The organism is Xylophilus sp. ASV27 (assembly GCF_016428875.1).
Lineage (GTDB): Bacteria > Pseudomonadota > Gammaproteobacteria > Burkholderiales > Burkholderiaceae_C > Xylophilus.
Map to the genome: position 1 here is coordinate 19597 of NZ_JAELTO010000037.1, position 17679 is coordinate 37275.

18 protein-coding genes and 1 pseudogene are annotated in these 17679 nt (G+C 70.9%); 3 read left to right on the forward strand and 16 right to left on the reverse strand.

What is annotated here, in order from left to right; all coding sequences use genetic code 11:
• Positions 1–15 precede the first annotated feature (15 nt).
• The 8 genes and pseudogenes from rsmG to JHD63_RS10010 all read right to left on the reverse strand — a co-directional run bounded on the left by rsmG (position 16) and on the right by JHD63_RS10010 (position 6288).
• Positions 16–702 (reverse strand): 16S rRNA (guanine(527)-N(7))-methyltransferase RsmG, encoded by a 687-nt coding sequence (rsmG, locus tag JHD63_RS09970; RefSeq protein WP_198970597.1) that lies wholly within the window; start codon positions 700–702, stop codon positions 16–18.
• Positions 699–2666: a tRNA uridine-5-carboxymethylaminomethyl(34) synthesis enzyme MnmG gene (gene mnmG / locus JHD63_RS09975; RefSeq protein WP_198970598.1), complete on the reverse strand. Its 1968-nt coding sequence runs from the start codon at positions 2664–2666 to the stop codon at positions 699–701. The genes rsmG and mnmG overlap by 4 nt, the downstream gene beginning before the upstream one ends.
• Positions 2663–3091, reverse strand: a complete 429-nt coding sequence (locus JHD63_RS09980; RefSeq protein WP_198970599.1) for a type II toxin-antitoxin system VapC family toxin — start codon at positions 3089–3091, stop codon at positions 2663–2665. Before JHD63_RS09980 ends, mnmG begins: the two co-directional genes overlap by 4 nt.
• Before the next feature lie 4 nt (positions 3092–3095).
• On the reverse strand, positions 3096–3347 hold the full coding sequence (locus tag JHD63_RS09985) for a type II toxin-antitoxin system Phd/YefM family antitoxin (protein ID WP_198970600.1): 252 nt from the start codon (positions 3345–3347) through the stop codon (positions 3096–3098).
• Between the two features lie 170 nt (positions 3348–3517).
• Positions 3518–4883: pseudogene (locus tag JHD63_RS09990) on the reverse strand (aldehyde dehydrogenase family protein).
• 611 nt (positions 4884–5494) lie between these two features.
• A complete protein-coding gene (locus tag JHD63_RS10000; RefSeq protein ID WP_370590461.1) occupies positions 5495–5758 on the reverse strand; it encodes a hypothetical protein in 264 nt (87 codons plus the stop codon).
• A gap of 24 nt (positions 5759–5782) precedes the next feature.
• Positions 5783–6001 carry a hypothetical protein gene (locus JHD63_RS10005; RefSeq protein WP_370590462.1) on the reverse strand — a complete coding sequence of 73 codons (219 nt, stop codon included), beginning with the start codon at positions 5999–6001 and terminating at the stop codon, positions 5783–5785.
• Positions 5956–6288 (reverse strand): hypothetical protein, encoded by a 333-nt coding sequence (locus tag JHD63_RS10010; protein ID WP_370590463.1) that lies wholly within the window; start codon positions 6286–6288, stop codon positions 5956–5958. Before JHD63_RS10010 ends, JHD63_RS10005 begins: the two co-directional genes overlap by 46 nt.
• 201 nt (positions 6289–6489) lie before the next feature.
• Here JHD63_RS10010 and JHD63_RS10015 point away from each other — a divergent pair, with 201 nt between their 5' ends.
• Complete coding sequence (locus JHD63_RS10015) at positions 6490–7434, forward strand: AraC-like ligand-binding domain-containing protein (RefSeq protein WP_198970601.1); 945 nt, start codon at positions 6490–6492, stop codon at positions 7432–7434.
• A 7-nt stretch (positions 7435–7441) separates the two neighbouring features.
• Here JHD63_RS10015 and JHD63_RS24965 read toward each other — a convergent pair whose 3' ends face one another.
• The 3 genes from JHD63_RS24965 to JHD63_RS10030 are packed head-to-tail and all read right to left on the reverse strand — an operon-like array spanning position 7442 to position 8799.
• Positions 7442–8293 (reverse strand): transglutaminase-like domain-containing protein, encoded by an 852-nt coding sequence (locus JHD63_RS24965; protein WP_370590464.1) that lies wholly within the window; start codon positions 8291–8293, stop codon positions 7442–7444.
• 54 nt (positions 8294–8347) lie between these two features.
• Positions 8348–8617 carry a hypothetical protein gene (locus JHD63_RS10025; protein ID WP_198970602.1) on the reverse strand — a complete coding sequence of 90 codons (270 nt, stop codon included), beginning with the start codon at positions 8615–8617 and terminating at the stop codon, positions 8348–8350.
• Complete coding sequence (locus JHD63_RS10030; protein ID WP_198970603.1) at positions 8614–8799, reverse strand: DUF1328 domain-containing protein; 186 nt, start codon at positions 8797–8799, stop codon at positions 8614–8616. The genes JHD63_RS10025 and JHD63_RS10030 overlap by 4 nt, the downstream gene beginning before the upstream one ends.
• A 196-nt stretch (positions 8800–8995) precedes the next feature.
• On the opposite strand from JHD63_RS10030, the gene gstA reads away from it, so the two are divergent.
• Together gstA and JHD63_RS10040 are read left to right on the forward strand one after the other, a co-directional pair.
• Complete coding sequence (gene gstA, locus JHD63_RS10035) at positions 8996–9604, forward strand: glutathione transferase GstA (RefSeq protein ID WP_198970604.1); 609 nt, start codon at positions 8996–8998, stop codon at positions 9602–9604.
• Positions 9605–9633: 29 nt separating this feature from the next.
• Positions 9634–10743: an alkene reductase gene (locus JHD63_RS10040; protein ID WP_198970605.1), complete on the forward strand. Its 1110-nt coding sequence runs from the start codon at positions 9634–9636 to the stop codon at positions 10741–10743.
• A 192-nt stretch (positions 10744–10935) separates the two neighbouring features.
• On the opposite strand, the gene JHD63_RS10045 is transcribed toward JHD63_RS10040, so the two are convergent.
• From JHD63_RS10045 to JHD63_RS10065, 5 genes are all read right to left on the reverse strand, one after another.
• A complete protein-coding gene (locus JHD63_RS10045; protein WP_198970606.1) occupies positions 10936–13497 on the reverse strand; it encodes a TonB-dependent siderophore receptor in 2562 nt (853 codons plus the stop codon).
• Positions 13498–13593: 96 nt separating this feature from the next.
• Complete coding sequence (locus JHD63_RS10050; RefSeq protein ID WP_198970607.1) at positions 13594–14610, reverse strand: FecR domain-containing protein; 1017 nt, start codon at positions 14608–14610, stop codon at positions 13594–13596.
• A complete protein-coding gene (locus tag JHD63_RS10055; RefSeq protein WP_198970608.1) occupies positions 14589–15101 on the reverse strand; it encodes a sigma-70 family RNA polymerase sigma factor in 513 nt (170 codons plus the stop codon). The genes JHD63_RS10050 and JHD63_RS10055 overlap by 22 nt, the downstream gene beginning before the upstream one ends.
• A gap of 256 nt (positions 15102–15357) precedes the next feature.
• Entirely contained in the window at positions 15358–16755 is a 1398-nt protein-coding gene (locus JHD63_RS10060; RefSeq protein ID WP_198970609.1) for a sensor histidine kinase, read from the reverse strand.
• The gene (locus tag JHD63_RS10065) at positions 16752–17444 is read right to left on the reverse strand and encodes a response regulator transcription factor (protein WP_198970610.1); all 693 of its coding nucleotides are present in this window, start codon (positions 17442–17444) and stop codon (positions 16752–16754) included. Before JHD63_RS10065 ends, JHD63_RS10060 begins: the two co-directional genes overlap by 4 nt.
• Positions 17445–17679: the final 235 nt, after the last annotated feature.

Genomic DNA, 17679 nt, shown 5'->3' on the forward strand with positions numbered 1-17679 from the left:
CGGGGAAAGACGAGTTTAAGCGCCCTCGCCTTCCGTAACGCCGCCTTTCGATGTGATCTTGCGCATCCAGACCAAGCAGCGTTCCGCATCGAGGCCCGGCACCACCAGCTGTTCCACGTGAAACACGCGAATGTCCGGGTGCAGCGCGGCCAGTTCGTCCGCCGGGTGCTTGCCCTTCATCGCCATCCAGACACCGTCGGCCGCAAGCGTTGTGCCCGACCAGCGGGTGAAGTCCGGCAGCGAGGCGAAGGCGCGCGAGCAGACCACGTCATGAGGCTGGTTCAGCGTCTCCACACGCGCATGCAGGCCGCGCAGGTTCGGCACACGCAGCTCCAGCGCCACCTGCTGCTGGAAGGCCGCCTTCTTGGCCACCGTGTCGACGCAGGTCACCCTGGCCTGCGGACAGCAGATGGCGATCACTGCGCCCGGCAGCCCGGCGCCCGAGCCCACGTCGAGCACGCTGAAGGGCGCGCTGGCCTCCCCCACGCTGGCGCGCTGGCGCAGCAGGGGCGGGATCACGGCCAGGCTGTCGAGCAGGTGGTGCGTCAGCATGTCGGCCGGGTCGCGCACCGCCGTCAGGTTGTAGACCTTGTTCCACTTCTGCAGCATGGCCAGGTAGGCCGACAGTTGGGCGCATTGCGCGGCGCCGAGCGGCAGGCCCAGGGCGGCGGCGCCTTCCTCGATGGTGGACACCTTGCTCATGCGGAAGCCGCCTCGGCCGGCGCCGCCGCGCCAAAGCCCTTGAAGCCACGCTTCTTCAGATGGATCAACAGCAGCGACACCGCCGCCGGCGTGACGCCGGAGATGCGCGAGGCCTGGCCTAGCGTCTCGGGCCGGTGCTTCTGCAGCTTCTGCCGCACCTCGAAGCTCAGGGCGCTCACCTGCAGATAATCCAGGTCGGCCGGCAGGCGCAGGTTTTCGTAGTGCGCGGCGCGCTCCACCTCGTCCTTCTGGCGGTCGATGTAGCCGGAGTATTTGGCCGCGATTTCGATCTGCTCGATCACCGCCTCGCTCGCTTCGCCCAGGGTTTCACGTGAAACGTCGCCGGTGGCGTACCGGCCGCCATCCAGCGACATGAGCGCCGCATAGCTCACGTCCGGGCGTCGCAGCAGGTCGGCCAGGTTGTACTCGTGCTCGATGGCCTTGCCGAGCACCCGCTCGGATTCGCTCGCGGGCAGGTTGCGCGGGTTCACCCAGGTGGATTTCAGGCGCTCCGTTTCACGTGAAACAGCATCGCGTTTGCGGCTGAAGGCGTCCCAGCGGGCGTCGTCCACCAGGCCCAGCTTGCGGCCGATCTCGGTCAGGCGCATGTCGGCGTTGTCCTCGCGCAGCTGCAGGCGGAACTCGGCCCGGCTGGTGAACATGCGATAGGGCTCGGTCACGCCCTTGGTGATCAGGTCGTCCACCAGCACGCCCAGGTAGGCCTCGTCGCGGCGCGGCAGCCAGGCGTCTTCGCCCCGGCATTGCAGCGCGGCGTTGATGCCGGCAAACAGGCCCTGGGCCGCCGCCTCCTCGTAGCCGGTGGTGCCGTTGATCTGGCCGGCGAAGAACAGGCCGCCGATCTGGCGCGTCTCGAAGCTGCTCCTGAGCGAGCGCGGGTCGAAGTAGTCGTACTCGATGGCATAGCCCGGGCGCAGGATGTGGGCGTTCTCCAGGCCCTTCATCGAGCGCACCAGCTGGTACTGGATGTCGAACGGCAGGCTGGTGCTGATGCCGTTGGGGTAGAACTCGTGGGTGCTCAGGCCTTCGGGCTCCAGGAAGATCTGGTGGCTCTCCTTGTCGGCAAAGCGGTTGATCTTGTCTTCCACGCTCGGGCAGTAGCGCGGGCCCACGCCCTCGATCTTGCCGGTGAACATGGGGCTGCGGTCGAAGCCGGAGCGGATGATCTCGTGCGTGCGCTCGTTGGTGTGGGTGATCCAGCACGGCACTTGCCGCGGGTGCATGGCCGCATTGCCCATGAAGCTGAACACCGGCACCGTGTCCCCCACCCCGCCCGGCATGCCGTCGCCGGGCTGCTCGGTGCACTGGCTGAAGTCGATGCTGCGGCCATCCAGGCGCGGCGGCGTGCCGGTCTTCAGGCGGCCCTGCGGCAGCTTCAGCTCCTTCAGCCGCGCCGACAGGCTGGCCGCCGGCGGGTCGCCCGCGCGGCCGGCGGCGTAGTTGTTCAGCCCCACGTGGATCTTGCCGTCCAGGAAGGTGCCGGCCGTCAGCACCACGGTGCGGCTGCGGAAGGTGATGCCCACTTGCGTGACGGCGCCGACCACGCGCTCGCCCTCCACCACCAGGTCGTCCACCGCCTGCTGGAACAGCCACAGATTGGGCTGGTTCTCCAGCCGCCGGCGGATCGCCGCCTTGTACAGGATGCGGTCGGCCTGGGCCCGCGTGGCGCGCACCGCCGGCCCCTTGGAACTGTTGAGGATGCGGAACTGGATGCCGCCCTCGTCCGTGGCAATGCCCATGGCGCCGCCGAGCGCGTCCACCTCTTTCACCAGGTGGCCCTTGCCGATGCCGCCGATGGAGGGGTTGCAGCTCATCTGGCCCAGCGTCTCGATGTTGTGCGACAGCAGCAGCGTCCTGCAGCCCATGCGGGCCGCGGCCAGCGCCGCCTCGGTGCCGGCATGGCCGCCGCCGACGACGATGACGTCGAAGGTTTCAGGGTAGATCATGATCCGCTCGCTTCCACAAAATCAGTGATGACGCCCAGCACGCGGGCGCCCTCGGCCTGACGGCGGTCGGCCGTCACGAAAAGGTCTACATCGGCCACCTGGGCCGTGCCCACGTGCAGGGCATCCATGGCGCTCAACGGGGCCTGGCGCATGGCGGCCAGGGCAAGGCGCTCCACGGCATCGGTCAGGGGGACGACGGCAAAGTCCTCGAAATCCCGGTCGATGTCGCCCAGCACGCGCTCATATTCGTCATGGGTGAACAGCCCTTCGCGCCACTGCCGCGAGAGCGCCGACACCAGTTCGGCGCGGCAATGCGCCGCCACCGTGATGCGGGTGGCGCGGCGCTGCGCCTGCTGCACCTGGGCCAGGCCCGATTCGCCGCTGTAGCGCTTGAACAGCGCCGAACTGTCAAAGAGGACGTTCATGGCCTCACATCCCGCTGCCGCGCTCTTCGACGATCAGCCGCGCGCCGGTCTTCTCCGGCGGGCGCAGATAGCGCAACGGCTCGACCGGCCGCTTCCAGCTGGGCTGCCGCTCGGCCTGGGCCTGGGCCGCCTGCACCGGCACCAGGTCGGCCACCGGCCTGCCATGGCGCAGGATGCGCACGGTCTCGCCCTTCTCCACCAGGTCGAGCATGGCGGAGGCGTTGGCGCGGAATTCACTCAGGGGCAGGATTTGCATATGTACAAAATCGGAGTTTTGTACATTTTAAGTACCTCGCCGGCGGCCAGCGGGCGCGCAAGGCAAAGCCCCTGCGGCGCACACGGCAGCGCAGGGGCTTTTTATAGCCAAATCGGCCTCAATCCCAGGTATCACCTGGGCTATTAGCTATCATTTCAATAGCATTTTCATCAGAACGGATAGTGGCGCTCCGCCATCTGCAGCGTGATCCAGCGCAGCTCGGTAAAGGCCTCGATGCCGGCCTTGCCGCCGAAGCGGCCGTAGCCCGGAGTCCTTGACCCCGCCAATGGGCATCTGCGCCTCGTCGCGCACCGTGGGGCCGTTGACGTGGCAGATGCCGGCCTCGATGCGCCGCGCCACCTGCCAGGCGCGCGCCACGTCGCGGCCGAACACGGCGGACGACAGGCCGGAGGGGTTGTCGTTGGCGCAGGCGATGGCCGCCTCCACGCCATCCACGCGCACGATGGGATTGACCGGGCCGAAGGATTCCTCGTGGTAGATCTCCATGTCGCGCGTGACGTGGTCCAGCAGCGTGGCGGCCTTGGCCAGCGCGTCGTCGATCAGGCGGTTGCAGCGCTCCACCGTCGCCATGTCCACCACCGAGCCCAGCACCGCCGGCCCCTGGCGCGGGTCGCCCGGCGGCAGGCGGGTGGCCTTGGCGACGAGTTGGGCGACGAAGGCGTCGGCCACCCGGGCATCGACCACGATGCGCTCGGTGGACATGCAAATCTGCCCCGAGTTGGCGAAGGCGCCAAAGGCCGCGGCGTTCACCGCCGCGTCCAGGTCGGCGTCGTCCAGCACCAGCAGCGGAGCCTTGCCGCCCAGCTCCAGCACCACGGGCTTGAGGTATTTGGCGCAGGTCTGCGCGATGATGCGGCCGACCTTGGTCGAGCCGGTGCAGTTCACGCGCCGCACCGCCGGGTGCGCCACCATGGCCTCGACCACGGCGCCCGCATCGGCCGGGGCGTTGGTGACGAAATTCACCACGCCCGGCGGCAGGCCGGCGTCCTGCAGCGCCTCGATGATCAGGCCGTGGGTCTGCGGGCACAGCTCCGAGCCCTTGAGCACCACGGTGTTGCCGCAGGCCAGCGGCGTGGCGATGGCGCGCACGCCCAGGATCACCGGCGCATTCCAGGGCGCAATGCCCAGCACCACGCCCGCGGGCTGGCGCACCGCCAGCGCCAGGCTGCCGGGCACGTCGGAGGGGATCTGCTCGCCACCCACCTGCGTGGTGATGGCGGCGGCCTCCAGCAGCATGCCGGCGGCCAGGTGCACGTTGAAGCCGGCCCACATGGCCGAGGCGCCGGTTTCCGCGGCCAAGGCCTCGCCCTTGGCCTCCAGCGCTGCGGCGGCCTTGGTCAGCAGCGCGCGGCGCGCGTTCGGCCCCAGCGCGGCCCAGGCCGGGAAGGCCACGGCGGCGCGCGCGTCATCGGCCGTGGCGGCGGGCGCGGTGGTGGCGACCTGCCCGTCGAGCGGGTTCCTGCGCGTGAACGTCGCCCCGTTGGACGCGGCCTGGGCCTGGCCGCCGATCAGCATAAATGGTGGGCATGGTGCTCCTCGGAAAAGTTGGATGAAAAGCTCACACGGCGCCCAGATAAGCGCGGCGGATGGCGTCTGACTGAAGAAGGTCTGCGGTCGGCCCGCTGGCCACGATGCGCCCGCGCTCCAGCACATGGGCGCATGTCGGCCACGGCCAGGGCCTTGCGCACGTTCTGCTCGACCATCAACACCGCCGTGCCCTGGTCGGCGATGCGGCGCACGATGGCCAGCAGCTCGGCCACCATGCGCGGCGCCAGGCCCAGCGAGGGCTCGTCCAGCAGCAGGCGCGACGCGCTCGGCCAGCCGCGGAAAGTCGGCGAAGGCAAGCCGCAGCCGCCGCGCGCGTTCGGCCGCCGGCACCAGCCAGCCGCCGAGTTCGAGGTTCTCCGCCACCGTCATCTGCGCTAACAGCGGCCGGCCCTCGGCCACCAGCGCCGGGCCCTGGCGCGGCAGCAGGCCGGCCGGCGCCTTGAGCAGCGTGGTCTTGCCCGTGCCATTGGGGCCGAAGATCACGGTCATGCAGGGCGCCGCCTCCAGATCCAGGTCGCGCAGCAACTGGAAGCCCGCGTAGCCGGCCGCCATGGCCTGTACCCGCAGGTGCGAGGCGCTCACGGCGCCGCTTCCATTTCGTCGCCCAGATAGGCCTCGATCACCGCCGCATCGCGCACCACCTCGGCCGGCGCGCCGTCGGCGATCTTGCGGCCCTGGTGCAGCACCAGCACCCGCTCCACGTGGCGCAGCAACGTGGCGACCGCATGCTCGATCCAGACGACGGCCAGGCCGGCCTCGTCGCGCAGGCGGCGGATGCGCCGGGCCATCGCCTCGACCTCGGCCCCGGCCCGCGAAGGCCATGCCGAAGCGCACGGTGACATCGCGGGCTTCCAGCAGGGCGTGGGTCATGGCGGTGACCTCCTGCTGCGCCGGGCCAGCGAGGCCAGCCCGTCGGGCAGCCAGATCACGCAGGCGAGCAGCAGCAGTCCCAGCACCATCATGTAGGCATAGGGCAGTTGCAGCCGCAGCGTCTCCGCCAGCAGACTGAACACCACCGCCGCGGCCAGCGGGCCGCCGATCAGCGCGATCGGCACCGTCTGGAAGCCGATGAAGGGGCTGAACACCGCCGCCGGCTCGATGTAGGTCCAGCGCACCGCCATGGCCGCGCCGGTGGCGCCGGCTGCTTCGCCCCGCCCTTGACCACCAGCCCGCCGGCGGCATTGACCTGCTCGGCCCACAGCAGGTAGTTGAGCTCCCGGCTCACCTGCGCGCCCGCGGCCCAGGAGCCGGTGCGGGCGATGGCGTAGCCGATGCGGATCGGCGCGCCCTGCACGAGCAACTGCGGCTCGGCGGCCGCGGCCCCGATGGCGGCGGCGCCCCGCAGCCAGTGGCGGCGGGTGGTTTCGGTCATGGCATGTCCCTCTTGTCGTCTGCGTGCGCTGGCGCATGCCGGGGAGCGCCGATGCTAGGAGCGCCGGCGGCGCGGCGCATGCACGCGGGCGCAGCGCCGCTTGACAGAGCGCGCAAGGCGCATCGGGTTGACCCTGGAACATGCCATGCGCCCGCCACAGGCATCGCGCCCATAGTCCGCTCACCCTCCCTGCCCCGCGCCATGGCCGCCTCCACCGTCTTCTCGACCGAGCCGCTCCCGCCGCGCGAGCGTGCACCGCTGTGGCGCGAATGGGTCTGGCAGCATTTCGGCGGGCTCGACTCCGACCTCTACGGCGACCCCGTGTTCGACGGCCGGATCACCGCGTCACACGCCGGCGACGTGGTGCTGACGCGGCTGGAGGCCAACCGCCACCGCGTGCTGCGCAGCGGCGACATGGCGCGCGCCAGCGAGGCCGGCTACCTGAAGATCGTCGCGCCCTGGCGGGGCCGCGCCGTGGTGTCGCAGCAGGGCCGCGAAACCGAGGTGCAGGACGGCGACTGGACCATCTACGACACCACGCAGCACTACACCGTCGCCAACCCGGACCGCTCCGACCACCTGATCGTCATGCTGCCCATGGCGCGCCTGGGCCGCGGCCTGCCCGTGCGCGCCCTCATGGCGCAGCCCGTCGGCGGCGCCCGCGGCATCGCGCGGGTGGCGCTGCAGACCATGCGCAGCGCCTACCAGGAGCTGCCGCAGATGAGCGAGGCGGCGGCCCGGGGTGCGGGCGAGCCGATCCTGCACACGGTACGCCTGACCCTGCAGGAGATGGCGGGTCAGCCCGGCGCCGAGAGCCGGCGCGCGGCCCTGCAGGACCAGGTGCGCGCCTACGTGCGGCGGGAACTGCGCGACCCCGGCCTGAGCATCGAGGGCATCGCGGCGGCGCTCGGCTGCAGCAAGCGCCTGCTGCACCAGGCTTTCAGCGGCAGCGAGTACACCATGGCCGGCTTCATCCTGGCCGAGCGGCTGCATGCCTGCCAGCGCGAGCTGCGCCATCCGGCGCACGCCCACCGCACGGTGACGGAAATTGCGTTCTCGTGGGGCTTCGACAGCAGCACGCACTTCAGCCGCGCATTCCGGGCTGCCACGGGCCGCTCGCCGCAGGAATTCCGCCGCGGCGGCTGACGGCAGCTCAGGCCGTTGCGGCCATGCGCACCGTGGCTTGCGCCGGATCGGGATCGTCCACCGGGGGCGAGCCGTCCTCGTTGACCTGCAGTTCCATCCGCGTCATGGCGACCGCGCCGAAGATGGTGGCGAAGGCCGTGTCCTTCGCGTCGCGGCCGGCGCTCACGCGCACGATGCGGTGCGCCTGCGCCAGCTCAGTCGGATCGAACATCACCCAGCCGTCACCCAGCCAGACCTCGAATACGGCGTGGAAGTCCTGCGGCGGTTCCTCGAAGTGAACATAGCCCACCACCAGCCGCGCCGGTATGTTGAGCGCGCGGCAGAAGGTGATCGCGAGATGCGCGAAGTCACGGCATACCCCGGCGCGCTGCAGGTAGACGTCCTGCGCGGTGGTGAGCGGCGTGCTCACGCCCACCTGGTAGACGATGTTCTGGCGGATCCACGCGCAGATGTGGGCCACGCGCCCATAGCCGGGCGGCACCTGGCCGAACAGGTGCCGCGCCGCGCGCCCCATCACGTCGGACTGGCAGTAGCGGCTGGGCATGAGGTAGTGCAGCACCTCGTGGGGCAGCGCCTTGATCGGGCGCTCCGGCAGGTCGGCCTCCGGGGCGGGCCGCAGCAGTTGCACCCGCGCGTCATAGCGCACCCGCAGCCTCCCCGGCGCCATGTCGCAGCGGAAGAAGCGGTTGCCGCTGCCCGGGTCCTCGAACTCGCGCAGATCGTGGGCTGGCGTCACCTGCAGGCTTTCTTCCAGCACCCGCTGCCCATGCCCGCGCACGGCCTGCAGGTTGAAGCAGAAGTGCGAGTCCGCGCCGACGGAGTATTCGAGGTCGCAGCGAAGGGCAGTGATCTGGTCCACGGGTGCACGCCCCTGGAGGCGCTCGCAAGAAGAATAAGAAGGGAAAAACGCGGTTCAGTTCTGCGGCGGGCCGGCATCGGGCCCCTGCGCCGGCCGGATGTGGCGGACCACGCGCGCGGCCACCTGCGCCACCGCCGCCGAGGCCCGCTGGCGGCGCCCGCGCGCGGGCGGCATGCCGCCCTCCCACCAGTCGGCCGCGGTCGTGCGCAGCACGCGGGCCGCATACCAGAGCGGGGTGTACATGCCGACCACGCTTCGGGGCTCCACACCGCGCGAACGGCCCTGCTGCCGCGCGGACAAGTGCAGTACCGGGGAAGACGTCACTTGATCACCTTGCGCGCCGCCCCCACGCCCAGCGCCGCCAGAATCACGAAGATGATGGCCAGCACCAGGAACAGCCCGAACAGGATCTTGGCGATCCCGGCGGTGCCGGCGGCCACGCCGGTGAACCCCAGCGCACCCGCAACCAGTGAAATGAGCGCGAAGATGATGGCGTACTTGAGCATGATGTGTCCTTCCGTGTGGGGAGAAAGCGGCAAGCCCGCCGCCGATGGGGCATCCTAGGTTGGGGCACTTTCCGGGCAGGTCGGGCGCGCCCGCATTGGCTTGTAGGACACGGCCCGGCACCAGCACGAATCCAGCGGAGCCGCTAGCATCGCGAGGGAACTCCCATCCGTCTTCTTCCCGACACCACACACCACCATGAAGCTCTACTACAGCCCCGGCGCCTGCTCCCTCTCGCCCCACATCGCCCTGCATGAGGCAGGCCTGGCCTTCGAGGCCATTCCCGCGCCCACCAAGACCCACCAGCTGCCCGACGGCAGCGACTACTACGCGATCAACCCGCTGGGCTACGTGCCGCTGCTGGAGATGGACGACGGCACGCGCCTGCGCGAAGGCCCGGCCATCGTGCAGTACATCGCCGACCTGGTGCCCACCCGCAACCTCGCCCCGGCCAACGGCACGCTGGCGCGCTACCGCCTGCAGGAGTGGCTCAACTTCATCGCCACCGAACTGCACAAGGGCTTCGGCCCGCTGTTCAATCCCGCCACGCCCGACGAGATGAAGAAGGCCGCGCGCGACAAGCTCGCCGGCCGGCTGGCCTTCGTCAACGGCCAACTCGACGGCAAGGACTACCTGGCCGGCGAGCACTTCTCCGTGGCCGATGGCTACCTGTTCACCGTGGTCAACTGGAGCGGCAGGGTCGGCGTCGACCTGTCGGCCGTGCCCAACGTCACCGCGCACCATGCCCGCGTGGCCGCGCGCCCCGCGGTGCAGGCCGCGCTCAAGGCCGAAGGCCTGCTGAAGTAAGCCTCCCTCCCCGACACCGCAAGGACCCCATGGCCTCTCTCTTCGATCCCCTGCAGGCAGGCGCGCTGCAACTGTCCAACCGCATCGTCATGGCGCCGCTCACGCGCAACCGCTCGCCCGGGGCCATCCCGCAGGCGATCACCGCCACCTACTACGCCCAGCGCGCCAGCGCCGGCCTGCTGATCACCGAGGCCACCGCCATCAGCCATCAGGGCCAGGGCTATGCCGACGTGCCCGGCCTCTACGGCACGGAGCAGCTCGACGGCTGGAAGCGCGTCACCCACGCGGTGCACGAGGCCGGCGGCAAGATCGTGGTGCAGCTGTGGCACGTGGGCCGCGTCTCGCACACCAGCCTGCAGCCCGACGGCCAGGCGCCCGTGGCGCCCTCGGCGATCGCCGCCAAGACCAAGACCTACCTGATCGACGCGCAGGGCCGGGGCTCGTTCGCCGAAACCTCCACGCCGCGCGCGCTCGACGCCAGCGAGCTGCCGGCCATCGTCAAGTCCTACCGCGCCGCCGCCCGCAACGCGGTGGAGACCGCCCACTTCGACGGCGTGGAGGTGCACGCGGCCAACGGCTACCTGCTGGACCAGTTCCTCAAGACCTCCAGCAACCACCGCACCGACGACTACGGCGGCAGCATCGAGAACCGGGCGCGCCTGCTGCTCGAGGTGGTGCGCGGCATCGTCGACGACGTCGGCGGCGGCAAGGTCGGCATCCGCCTGTCGCCGGTCACGCCCGCCAACGACGTGCACGACGACGCGCCGCAGCCGCTGTTCGAGCACGTGGTGCGCGAGCTGGCCCCGCTCGGCCTGGCCTACGTCCACATCATCGAGGGCGCCACCGGCGGCCCGCGCGAGCTGCCCGACCGGCCGTTCGACTACCACGCGCTCCAGGCCGCCTACCGCAACGCCGGCGGCAAGGGCGCCTGGATGGTCAACAACAACTACGACAAGGCCCTGGCCGAGCAGAAGCTCGCCAGCGGCGAGGCCGACCTGATCGCCTTCGGCAAGCCCTTCATCTCCAACCCCGACCTGGTGCGCCGCCTGAAGGAAGACGCGCCGCTCAACCCGCCGGACAAGAGCACCTTCTATGGCGGCGGCGAGCGCGGGTACACCGACTATCCGGCGCTGGCATAGGGCCTGTCATCCTTCATGTTTTTGGCAGGAAGCCCAGGCATCACCTGGGCTTTTAGCTACCAAAAATATAGCAATCCCGGGCCATCGCATGTCGCAGCCCACCGGCAGGCGCAGGTGGCTGGCCGCCGTCCGCGCCGATACGCCCGGCAGCACCGCGCAGCCGCTCGCATTTTGGGTGGGGGCGCCGCCCCGTCAGAACTGGTACTTCAGGTTGGCGACGACGCTGCGCGGCGCGCCGTAGTAGACCGTGTTGTAGTTGCCGATGCCGGCGTAGTACGTTCTGTCGGTGAGGTTGTAGAAGTTCACGGTGGCCTTGAGCTGCCGGCTGAAGTCGTAGCCGAGCATCAGCCCCGCGACGGCGTAGCCGGGTTGCACGAAATCCCGCGGTGCGCCTGCGATGGCCTGTGTGAAGTAGGTGCGGCTCTGCCATTGCAGGCTGCCGCCGATGCTCAGGCGGCGCCATGCGGCCGGTAGCCGGTAGCTCGTGGCGAGCTTGAGCAAGTGTTCGGGCTGAATGGTGCTGACCGGCTGGCCCTTGGCGTCGTGCGATTCGCGGTAGACGTAACCGCCGTTGAGCTGCCAGCCGGGTTGCAGCTCGCCCGCGAGTTCCAGCTCCAGCCCCGTCGTTCTCACGCCCTGGATGGCGATGTAGGCGGCGCCGCCGTCCGGCCGCGTTGCGCCGCTCGGGTCCGGCTCGGCTTGGTTGTCCTGCTGAATGCGGAACAGCGCCGCGCTCGCGTTCAGCTTGTTGTCGAAGTAGCGGCCCTTGACGCCGATCTCGAAGCTCTTGCCGGTCAGCGGATCGAGCTGCCGGTTGTTGGCGTCGAAGTTGTAGGCCTGCGGCTTGAAGATGTCCGTGTACGAGGCATAGGCCGTGTGGCGGCCGTCGATGTCGTAGGTGAGGCCGGCGTAGGGCGTCAGCTTGCCGTTGACCTCGGTGGCCGCCCGGCTGCTGCGCGGTATGGCATTGACGCTGTCGAGGCTCCATGCATAGCGGGTCACGCGCGCGCCCAGGATCAGCGACAGGTGCTCGTACGGCGTGAGAACGGTCGCCGCGTAGGCGATCTGCTGGCGCGCGTTGACGTCGAACTTCGACCACCATTCGTAGGCGGTCGGCTGCGTGGCATTGTTGTTCCAGTGGAAGGCGTCGGTGATCGACGGGTCGGTGTCGCCGTCCGAACGGTTCGACACCGCGTTCGTGCGCGCGCGGCTGTAGCCCAGGACGACCTGATGCGTCCTCCCCAAGAGGGCGTAGCGGCCTGACAACTGGAGGTCCAGGCTCTTCTCCCACGTGTCCGTATCGAACCGGGCCGCGCCGCCGGGGTAGAAGCCGTGGTCCACGGCGTGCGTGAGCGGATCGATCGTCGCGCTCGACATGCCCGCGATCACCTCGCGCGAGGTGTAGCCACGCCATCCGGCGTTGGCCTTGAGCGTCCAGCCGCTGCCGAACTCATGGTCGAGCGTTCCGAACAGGTGCCGGGTGTCGTGGTTGCGATAGGCCCAGATGTCGGCCGCATTGGTCGAGCGCGGGAAGCGCGCGGGGGTGCCGTCGGCATAGAAGGCCGGCAGATTGCCGTTGGTCGTGGCGTTGTTCCTGTTGCGCTGGACGTCGAAGCCGAGCGACAGCATGGTCGATGCCGCGACGTCGGCTTCGACGATGCCGTACACCAGCCCCTGCCGGCTCTTGAGATGCTCGATGAAGCTCCCTGCGTGCTGCGCCGCGGCGACGATGCGCCCCCGGATGCGGCCGTCCGCGCCCAGCGGGCCGGACAGATCGAGTTCGGTTCGGCCGTGGTCCCAGGAGCCTGCGCCGATCGACGCATGGCCCTGGAACGCGATGGTGGGGCGCTTGCGGATGAAGTTGATCGCGCCGGCCGGATACCCGGCCCCGCTGACGAGCCCGGCGGCGCCCTTCAGGATTTCCACGCGGTCGTAGATCGCCGAGTCCATGATGCTGTAGTTGTCACGGACGTTGCCTCCGTCGCTCGACAGGCTGGGCACGCCGTCGAACAGGAAGTTCTGGATCTGGAAGCCGCGCGAGTAGAAGCTGTAGCCCTCCGTGTTGTCCCGGTTCACGGTGACGCCCGGTGTCTGCTGCAGCACGTCGGAGATGCTCAGCAGGCCCTGGTCGTCCATCTGCTGGCGCGTGATGACGCTGACCGATTGCGGCGTCTGCTGCAGCGGCAGGCTCAATCGCGTTGCCGCGCTGGACACCGGCACGCCGTAGGCGCCCGTTCCCTCGGAGATGCCGCCGGGCTCGGCCTGCGCCGTCACGCGGACCTCGGCCAGCGTCTGTCCGCCGGCCGGCGCTTCCAGTGGCGGCGCGGCCGCCGCCGCCCGGCGCAAGGTGTAGCCGCCCCCCGCCCGCGGCACCGCCTCCAGCCCACTGCCCGCAAGCAGTTGCGAGAAGCCGTCGCCCAGTGCGTGGCGACCCCGCAATCCCGCGCTCGTGCGGCCTTCCGTCAGTGACGGCTCGAACGACAGCGTGATGCCGGCACTCGCCGCGAAGCGCGACAGCGCCGGGCCGAGTGGCCCGGCCGGGATGTCGTAGCCCACGCGCGCGGCATCGGCAGGAGCCGTCGCCGTCGCCGTCGTCGCCGGCTGTGCCATGGCCGTGGCGCCCGCGGCGAGCGCAAGTCCCAGGCACAGGCCGCGCACGCCGCAGGCCACGCCGGTCAGGCCGAAAGGGCGGCCCGCCGTGGCCGACGGGGTCGCGCCGCGGCGGCCGCGGCGGCAGGAATGGTGCAATGCCATGAAAATCCTCTGTCCTTGTGGCCGCGCCCCCCGCGCGGTTCCATGGCTTGCCCGACGAGCGTCGAAAAAGGGACAGGGGCAGCAAGAAATCGCCGATCAGGCCGGCACCACCATCACCCACCAGCGCGTGCGCGTCACGATCCGCACCGGCAGCGTGCTGGCCACCATCGACAGCGCGTAGTCCGTGTCGCGCAACTGGAAGACGCCGGAGATGCGCAGGTTCGCCACGTCGGGCGCGCAGTGCAGCAGGCCCGGGCGATAGCGCGACAGTTCGGCGCAGAAGTCGATCAGGCGCAGGTTCTCGGCGTGCAGCACGCCCTGGACCCACGCCTGGCTTTCGGGCGACAGGTCCTGCAACGCGAAGGCGCCCTGGCCGCTCAGCACGGCCTGACGGCCGGCCGGCACGATCAGCGCGGGCGCCGACGCGCCGTGCAGGGTGACTTCGACCGCGCCTTCGGTCACGGCCAGGCGCACCTCGGGCCGGCGGGCGTGATCGCGCTCGTCGCCGTCCTGCCGCACGGTGAAGCGGGTGCCCAGCGCCCGCAGCCGGCCTTGCGCCGTCGCCACGATGAAAGGCCGGGCCGGGCCGGGTGCCCGCCGGTCCGGCGCAGTGACCACCGATATGGCGCCCGCGCGCAGGCGCACGACGCGCCGCGCGCCGTCGAAGCGGACGTCGATGGCGCTGCCCGTGTCGAGCAGCACGCGGCTGCCGTCTTCCAGTTCGAGCGCGCGGCGCTCGCCCGTGGCCGTGCGGTAGTCCGAGGTCCAGGCGCCCGGTGGCGCGAGCCGCCAGCCGATCCAGGCCGCCGGCGCGGCCGTGGTCAGCAGCGCCAGCATGCGCAACGCGGCGCGCCGGCTGCAATGCTGCGCTCGCGCGAGCACCGGCACGCCCACGGCCGCCGGCACCGCACCGAACTTCTGCGCCAGGCGTTCGGCCCGCTGCCACGCGCGCTCGTGCTCCGGGTCGGCCCGCCGCCATGCATCGCAGGCCGCCCGGTCCGCGGCGTCGGCATGGCCGGAGTGCAGCCGTACCAGCCATTGCGCGGCGTCACGCAGGACGGCGGCGTCGGGCGCCACGGCCGCGGGTCCGCTCACTCCACCAGCGCCAGGCATCGCTCGAAGGCCTGCGCCATGTAGCGCTTCACGGTGCGCTCGCTGAGGGCCAGCCGCGCGCCGATCTGCGCGTAGGTCAGGCCTTCGAGCTGCGACAGCACGAAGGCTTCGCGCGCCCTGGGCGGCAGGCCATCGAGCATCGCGTCGATCTCGTCGAGCGTCTGCAGCAGTTGCAGGCGGTCCTCGGGCGACAGCGCATGCGGCTCGGGCAGCGCCGCGAGCGCCTCCAGGTACGCGCGCTCCAGCGCCTGCCGGCGCCAGTGCTCGCTGACGACGCCCTTGGCCAGCGTGGTCAGGTAAGCGCGCGGCTCGCGCAGCGTCGGCAGCACCTGCGGGCGCAGCAGCACGCGCACGAAGGTGTCCTGCGCCAGATCGGCCGCACGGTGCGCGCAGCCCAGCCGGCGGCGCAGCCAGTCCTGCAACCAGCCGTGGTGAGCGGTGTACAGGGCGTGCACCGCGCGGTGCGCAGAGGGCGCGGGGGTCGGGCTCATGGTGTGCTGCGGGAGGAAGACAAAGGCAGGCCAGGCGTGCGAGGCGTGCCTGGCGGGCGGCCGAGAACGCCGTGATTAAGAATTAATCTCATTTTACAGCGCACCCCGTCGCCACCGACGCGGCCCTGGGCGGCGCAGGCCACGGCATTCGTGCGCCTGGCTCCCGCCACGCGGGCTGCCTGCTGGTTTTTTGAACAAAAAAGGCCTGTAGCTCAGGTAAATTCTAGGCTTTCAGCTACATAAACAATAGCAAACTTCAGGCCCGCGGCAGCACGATGCCGGCGGCCAGCCCGCGGCCCTGCGGGCCGGTGTCGAGCACCAGGCGCGCGCCCAGCAGTTCGGCATAGCGCTGGACGATGGCCAGGCCCAGGCCCGCGCCCTGCCCAAGCCACACCCCCTCGGGCCCCTGCGCCCAGCGCCGCTGCAGGCCGCTGCGGCGCTCGGCCGAGATGCCCGGGCCGTTGTCGAGCACCGCCAGGCCGATCGCGTCGGGCTGCACGGTCACGGCGACGGTGATGGTGGCCTGCGTGCCGTCGGCCGGCCGGCCGTAGCGCAGCGCGTTGTCGAGCAGGTTGGTGAGGATGCCTTCGAGCAGCGCCGGCTGGCCCTGCACCAGCACCGGGTCGTCGATGCCGCGCGCGCCCAGGTCCACGCCGGCGGAGTCGGCGCGCGGCAGGAAGCGCAGCACCGTGTCGCGCACCAGCTCGTCCAGCGGCACCGGCTGCAGCTGCATGCTGCGGCCCTCGTCGGCGCGGGCCATGGCCAGCAGTTGCTCGACCATGTGGCTGGCGCGGTCCTCGCTTTGCGCGATGCGCTCGAGCTGGGCGCGCCAGACCGCCGGGTCCTTCTGCGCCAGGCCGTATTCGGCCAGCGCGCGGATGCCCGCCAGCGGCGTGCGCAGTTCGTGCGCCACGTTGCCGGCGAATTCGCGCTGCATGCGCACGCCCTCGTTCACGCGCGCGAACAGGCCGTTGACCGCCTCGCCCAGGCGCCGCACCTCGCGCGTGGAGGCATTGGCCGGCACCGGCGTGAGGTCGCGCACGTCGCGCCGCTCCACCGCGTGCTGCAGCGCGGCCAGCGGCCGCAGGTCGCGGCCGATGGCGCGGCGCAGCCAGACGGCCAGCACCGCCAGCAGCAGCAGTTGCGGCAGCACCGACAGCACCAGCACGTTGCGCAGCAGCGCCTGGCGCGAATGCGTGGTCTCGGCCATGACCACCTCGAAGGCCTGCGGCACGCTGCGCCGCAGCACCACGGCGCGCAGGGCGCGGCCCTGGTACTGCACGTCGGAGAAGCGGTAGCCGGCCTCGCCCACCGGGCCCGGCGCGTAGAGGCCGGCGTGGCCCGCGACCAGGTCGCCGTCGGGCCCGCGCACGGCGAAGTACATCGATTCGGAATGGTCGTACAGCACCGTGCTCACCTCGCGCGGCGTGAGCGTGAGCTCCAGGCCTTCCACCCCGGCGCGCACGCCGGTCGCCACCGAGTAGGCGTCGTCCAGCAGCGCCCGGTCGAAGGTGCGCTGGGTGAAACCGCTGGCCACCAGCAAGGAGACGACGCCGCCCACGGTCCAGGCCCCGGCCAGCGGCCACAGCACGTGCTGCAGCACGCGCGACCGCAGCGAGGGCGGGCGCGGCGCGGCGTCGCCAGGAAGGCTCAAGGCGCCTCCGCCTCCAGCATGTAGCCCAGTCCGCGCAGGGTGCGGATGCCCGCGCCGCTGCCGCCGAGCTTCTTGCGCAGGCGCGAGATGAAGGCCTCCAGCGCGTTGTCGCCCAGGGTCTCGTCGAAGTCCGACAGCTTCTGCGACAGCGCGCGCTTGCTCACCACGCGGCCGGGCGGGGTCATCAGCTCCCACAGCACCTCGAACTCGCGCGCCGGCAGCTCCAGGCGCATGCCGTGCAGCGAGAAGGTGCGGGCCTTGCGGTCCAGGACCAGGGACGCCACGGTGGAGATGTCCTGCGTGCCCTGGCTGCGCCGCACCAGGGCGCGCAGCCGGGCCTCGACCTCGGCCAGCTCGAAGGGCTTGCCCAGGTAGTCGTCGGCGCCGGCGTCCAGCCCGGCGATGCGCTCCTCGGTACGGTCGCGCGCGGTCAGCACCAGCACCGGCGTGCGGTCGCCCCGGTTGCGCGCGGCGCGCAGCGCGGCCAGGCCGCTGCCCAGCGCCGGGCCGGCGGCGTCGGCGGCGGGCAGGTTCAGGTCCAGCAGCACCGCGTCGAAGGGCTGGACGCGCCAGAAATGGTCGGCCTCGGCCACCGTGCGGGCCTCGTCCACGCGGTGGCCGGCGTCGCACAGGCTGCGCACCATCATGTCCCGCAGGACGGCGTCGTCTTCGACCACGAGGATGCGCATGGGGGCTGCCGCAGCGGGAATTGGATAGGGGTTTGTACCAGGCGGCCGGCGTTTCTGACGGCACGGTCAGGCGACGGTCAGTCGCTCCGCCCGATAAGAGGCGCATGAGCATACGACAGTTGATTCGGGCCTGCTGCCTCGGGGCGGCGCTGCCGGCCCTGGCCCAGGTCGCCCCCGTGGCACCGGCAAACCCGCCGCCGGCCGCCGCATCGCCGCGCGCCCTCACCCTGGGCCA

What these genes read in the sequence shown, in the direction of transcription:
- JHD63_RS10010 (WP_370590463.1), bottom strand. Translation starts at nt 6,288, where the DNA reads ATGACCGAAACCACCCGCCGCCACTGGCTGCGGGGCGCCGCCGCCATC.
- JHD63_RS10055 (WP_198970608.1), bottom strand. Translation starts at nt 15,101, where the DNA reads ATGAGCCCGACCCCCGCGCCCTCTGCGCACCGCGCGGTGCACGCCCTG.
- JHD63_RS10040 (WP_198970605.1), top strand. Translation starts at nt 9,634, where the DNA reads ATGGCCTCTCTCTTCGATCCCCTGCAGGCAGGCGCGCTGCAACTGTCC.
- JHD63_RS09980 (WP_198970599.1), bottom strand. Translation starts at nt 3,091, where the DNA reads ATGAACGTCCTCTTTGACAGTTCGGCGCTGTTCAAGCGCTACAGCGGC.
- JHD63_RS10000 (WP_370590461.1), bottom strand. Translation starts at nt 5,758, where the DNA reads ATGTCACCGTGCGCTTCGGCATGGCCTTCGCGGGCCGGGGCCGAGGTC.
- JHD63_RS10065 (WP_198970610.1), bottom strand. Translation starts at nt 17,444, where the DNA reads ATGCGCATCCTCGTGGTCGAAGACGACGCCGTCCTGCGGGACATGATG.
- rsmG (WP_198970597.1), bottom strand. Translation starts at nt 702, where the DNA reads ATGAGCAAGGTGTCCACCATCGAGGAAGGCGCCGCCGCCCTGGGCCTG.
- gstA (WP_198970604.1), top strand. Translation starts at nt 8,996, where the DNA reads ATGAAGCTCTACTACAGCCCCGGCGCCTGCTCCCTCTCGCCCCACATC.
- mnmG (WP_198970598.1), bottom strand. Translation starts at nt 2,666, where the DNA reads ATGATCTACCCTGAAACCTTCGACGTCATCGTCGTCGGCGGCGGCCAT.
- JHD63_RS10050 (WP_198970607.1), bottom strand. Translation starts at nt 14,610, where the DNA reads ATGCCTGGCGCTGGTGGAGTGAGCGGACCCGCGGCCGTGGCGCCCGAC.
- JHD63_RS09985 (WP_198970600.1), bottom strand. Translation starts at nt 3,347, where the DNA reads ATGCAAATCCTGCCCCTGAGTGAATTCCGCGCCAACGCCTCCGCCATG.
- JHD63_RS10030 (WP_198970603.1), bottom strand. Translation starts at nt 8,799, where the DNA reads ATGCTCAAGTACGCCATCATCTTCGCGCTCATTTCACTGGTTGCGGGT.
- JHD63_RS10015 (WP_198970601.1), top strand. Translation starts at nt 6,490, where the DNA reads ATGGCCGCCTCCACCGTCTTCTCGACCGAGCCGCTCCCGCCGCGCGAG.
- JHD63_RS10045 (WP_198970606.1), bottom strand. Translation starts at nt 13,497, where the DNA reads ATGGCATTGCACCATTCCTGCCGCCGCGGCCGCCGCGGCGCGACCCCG.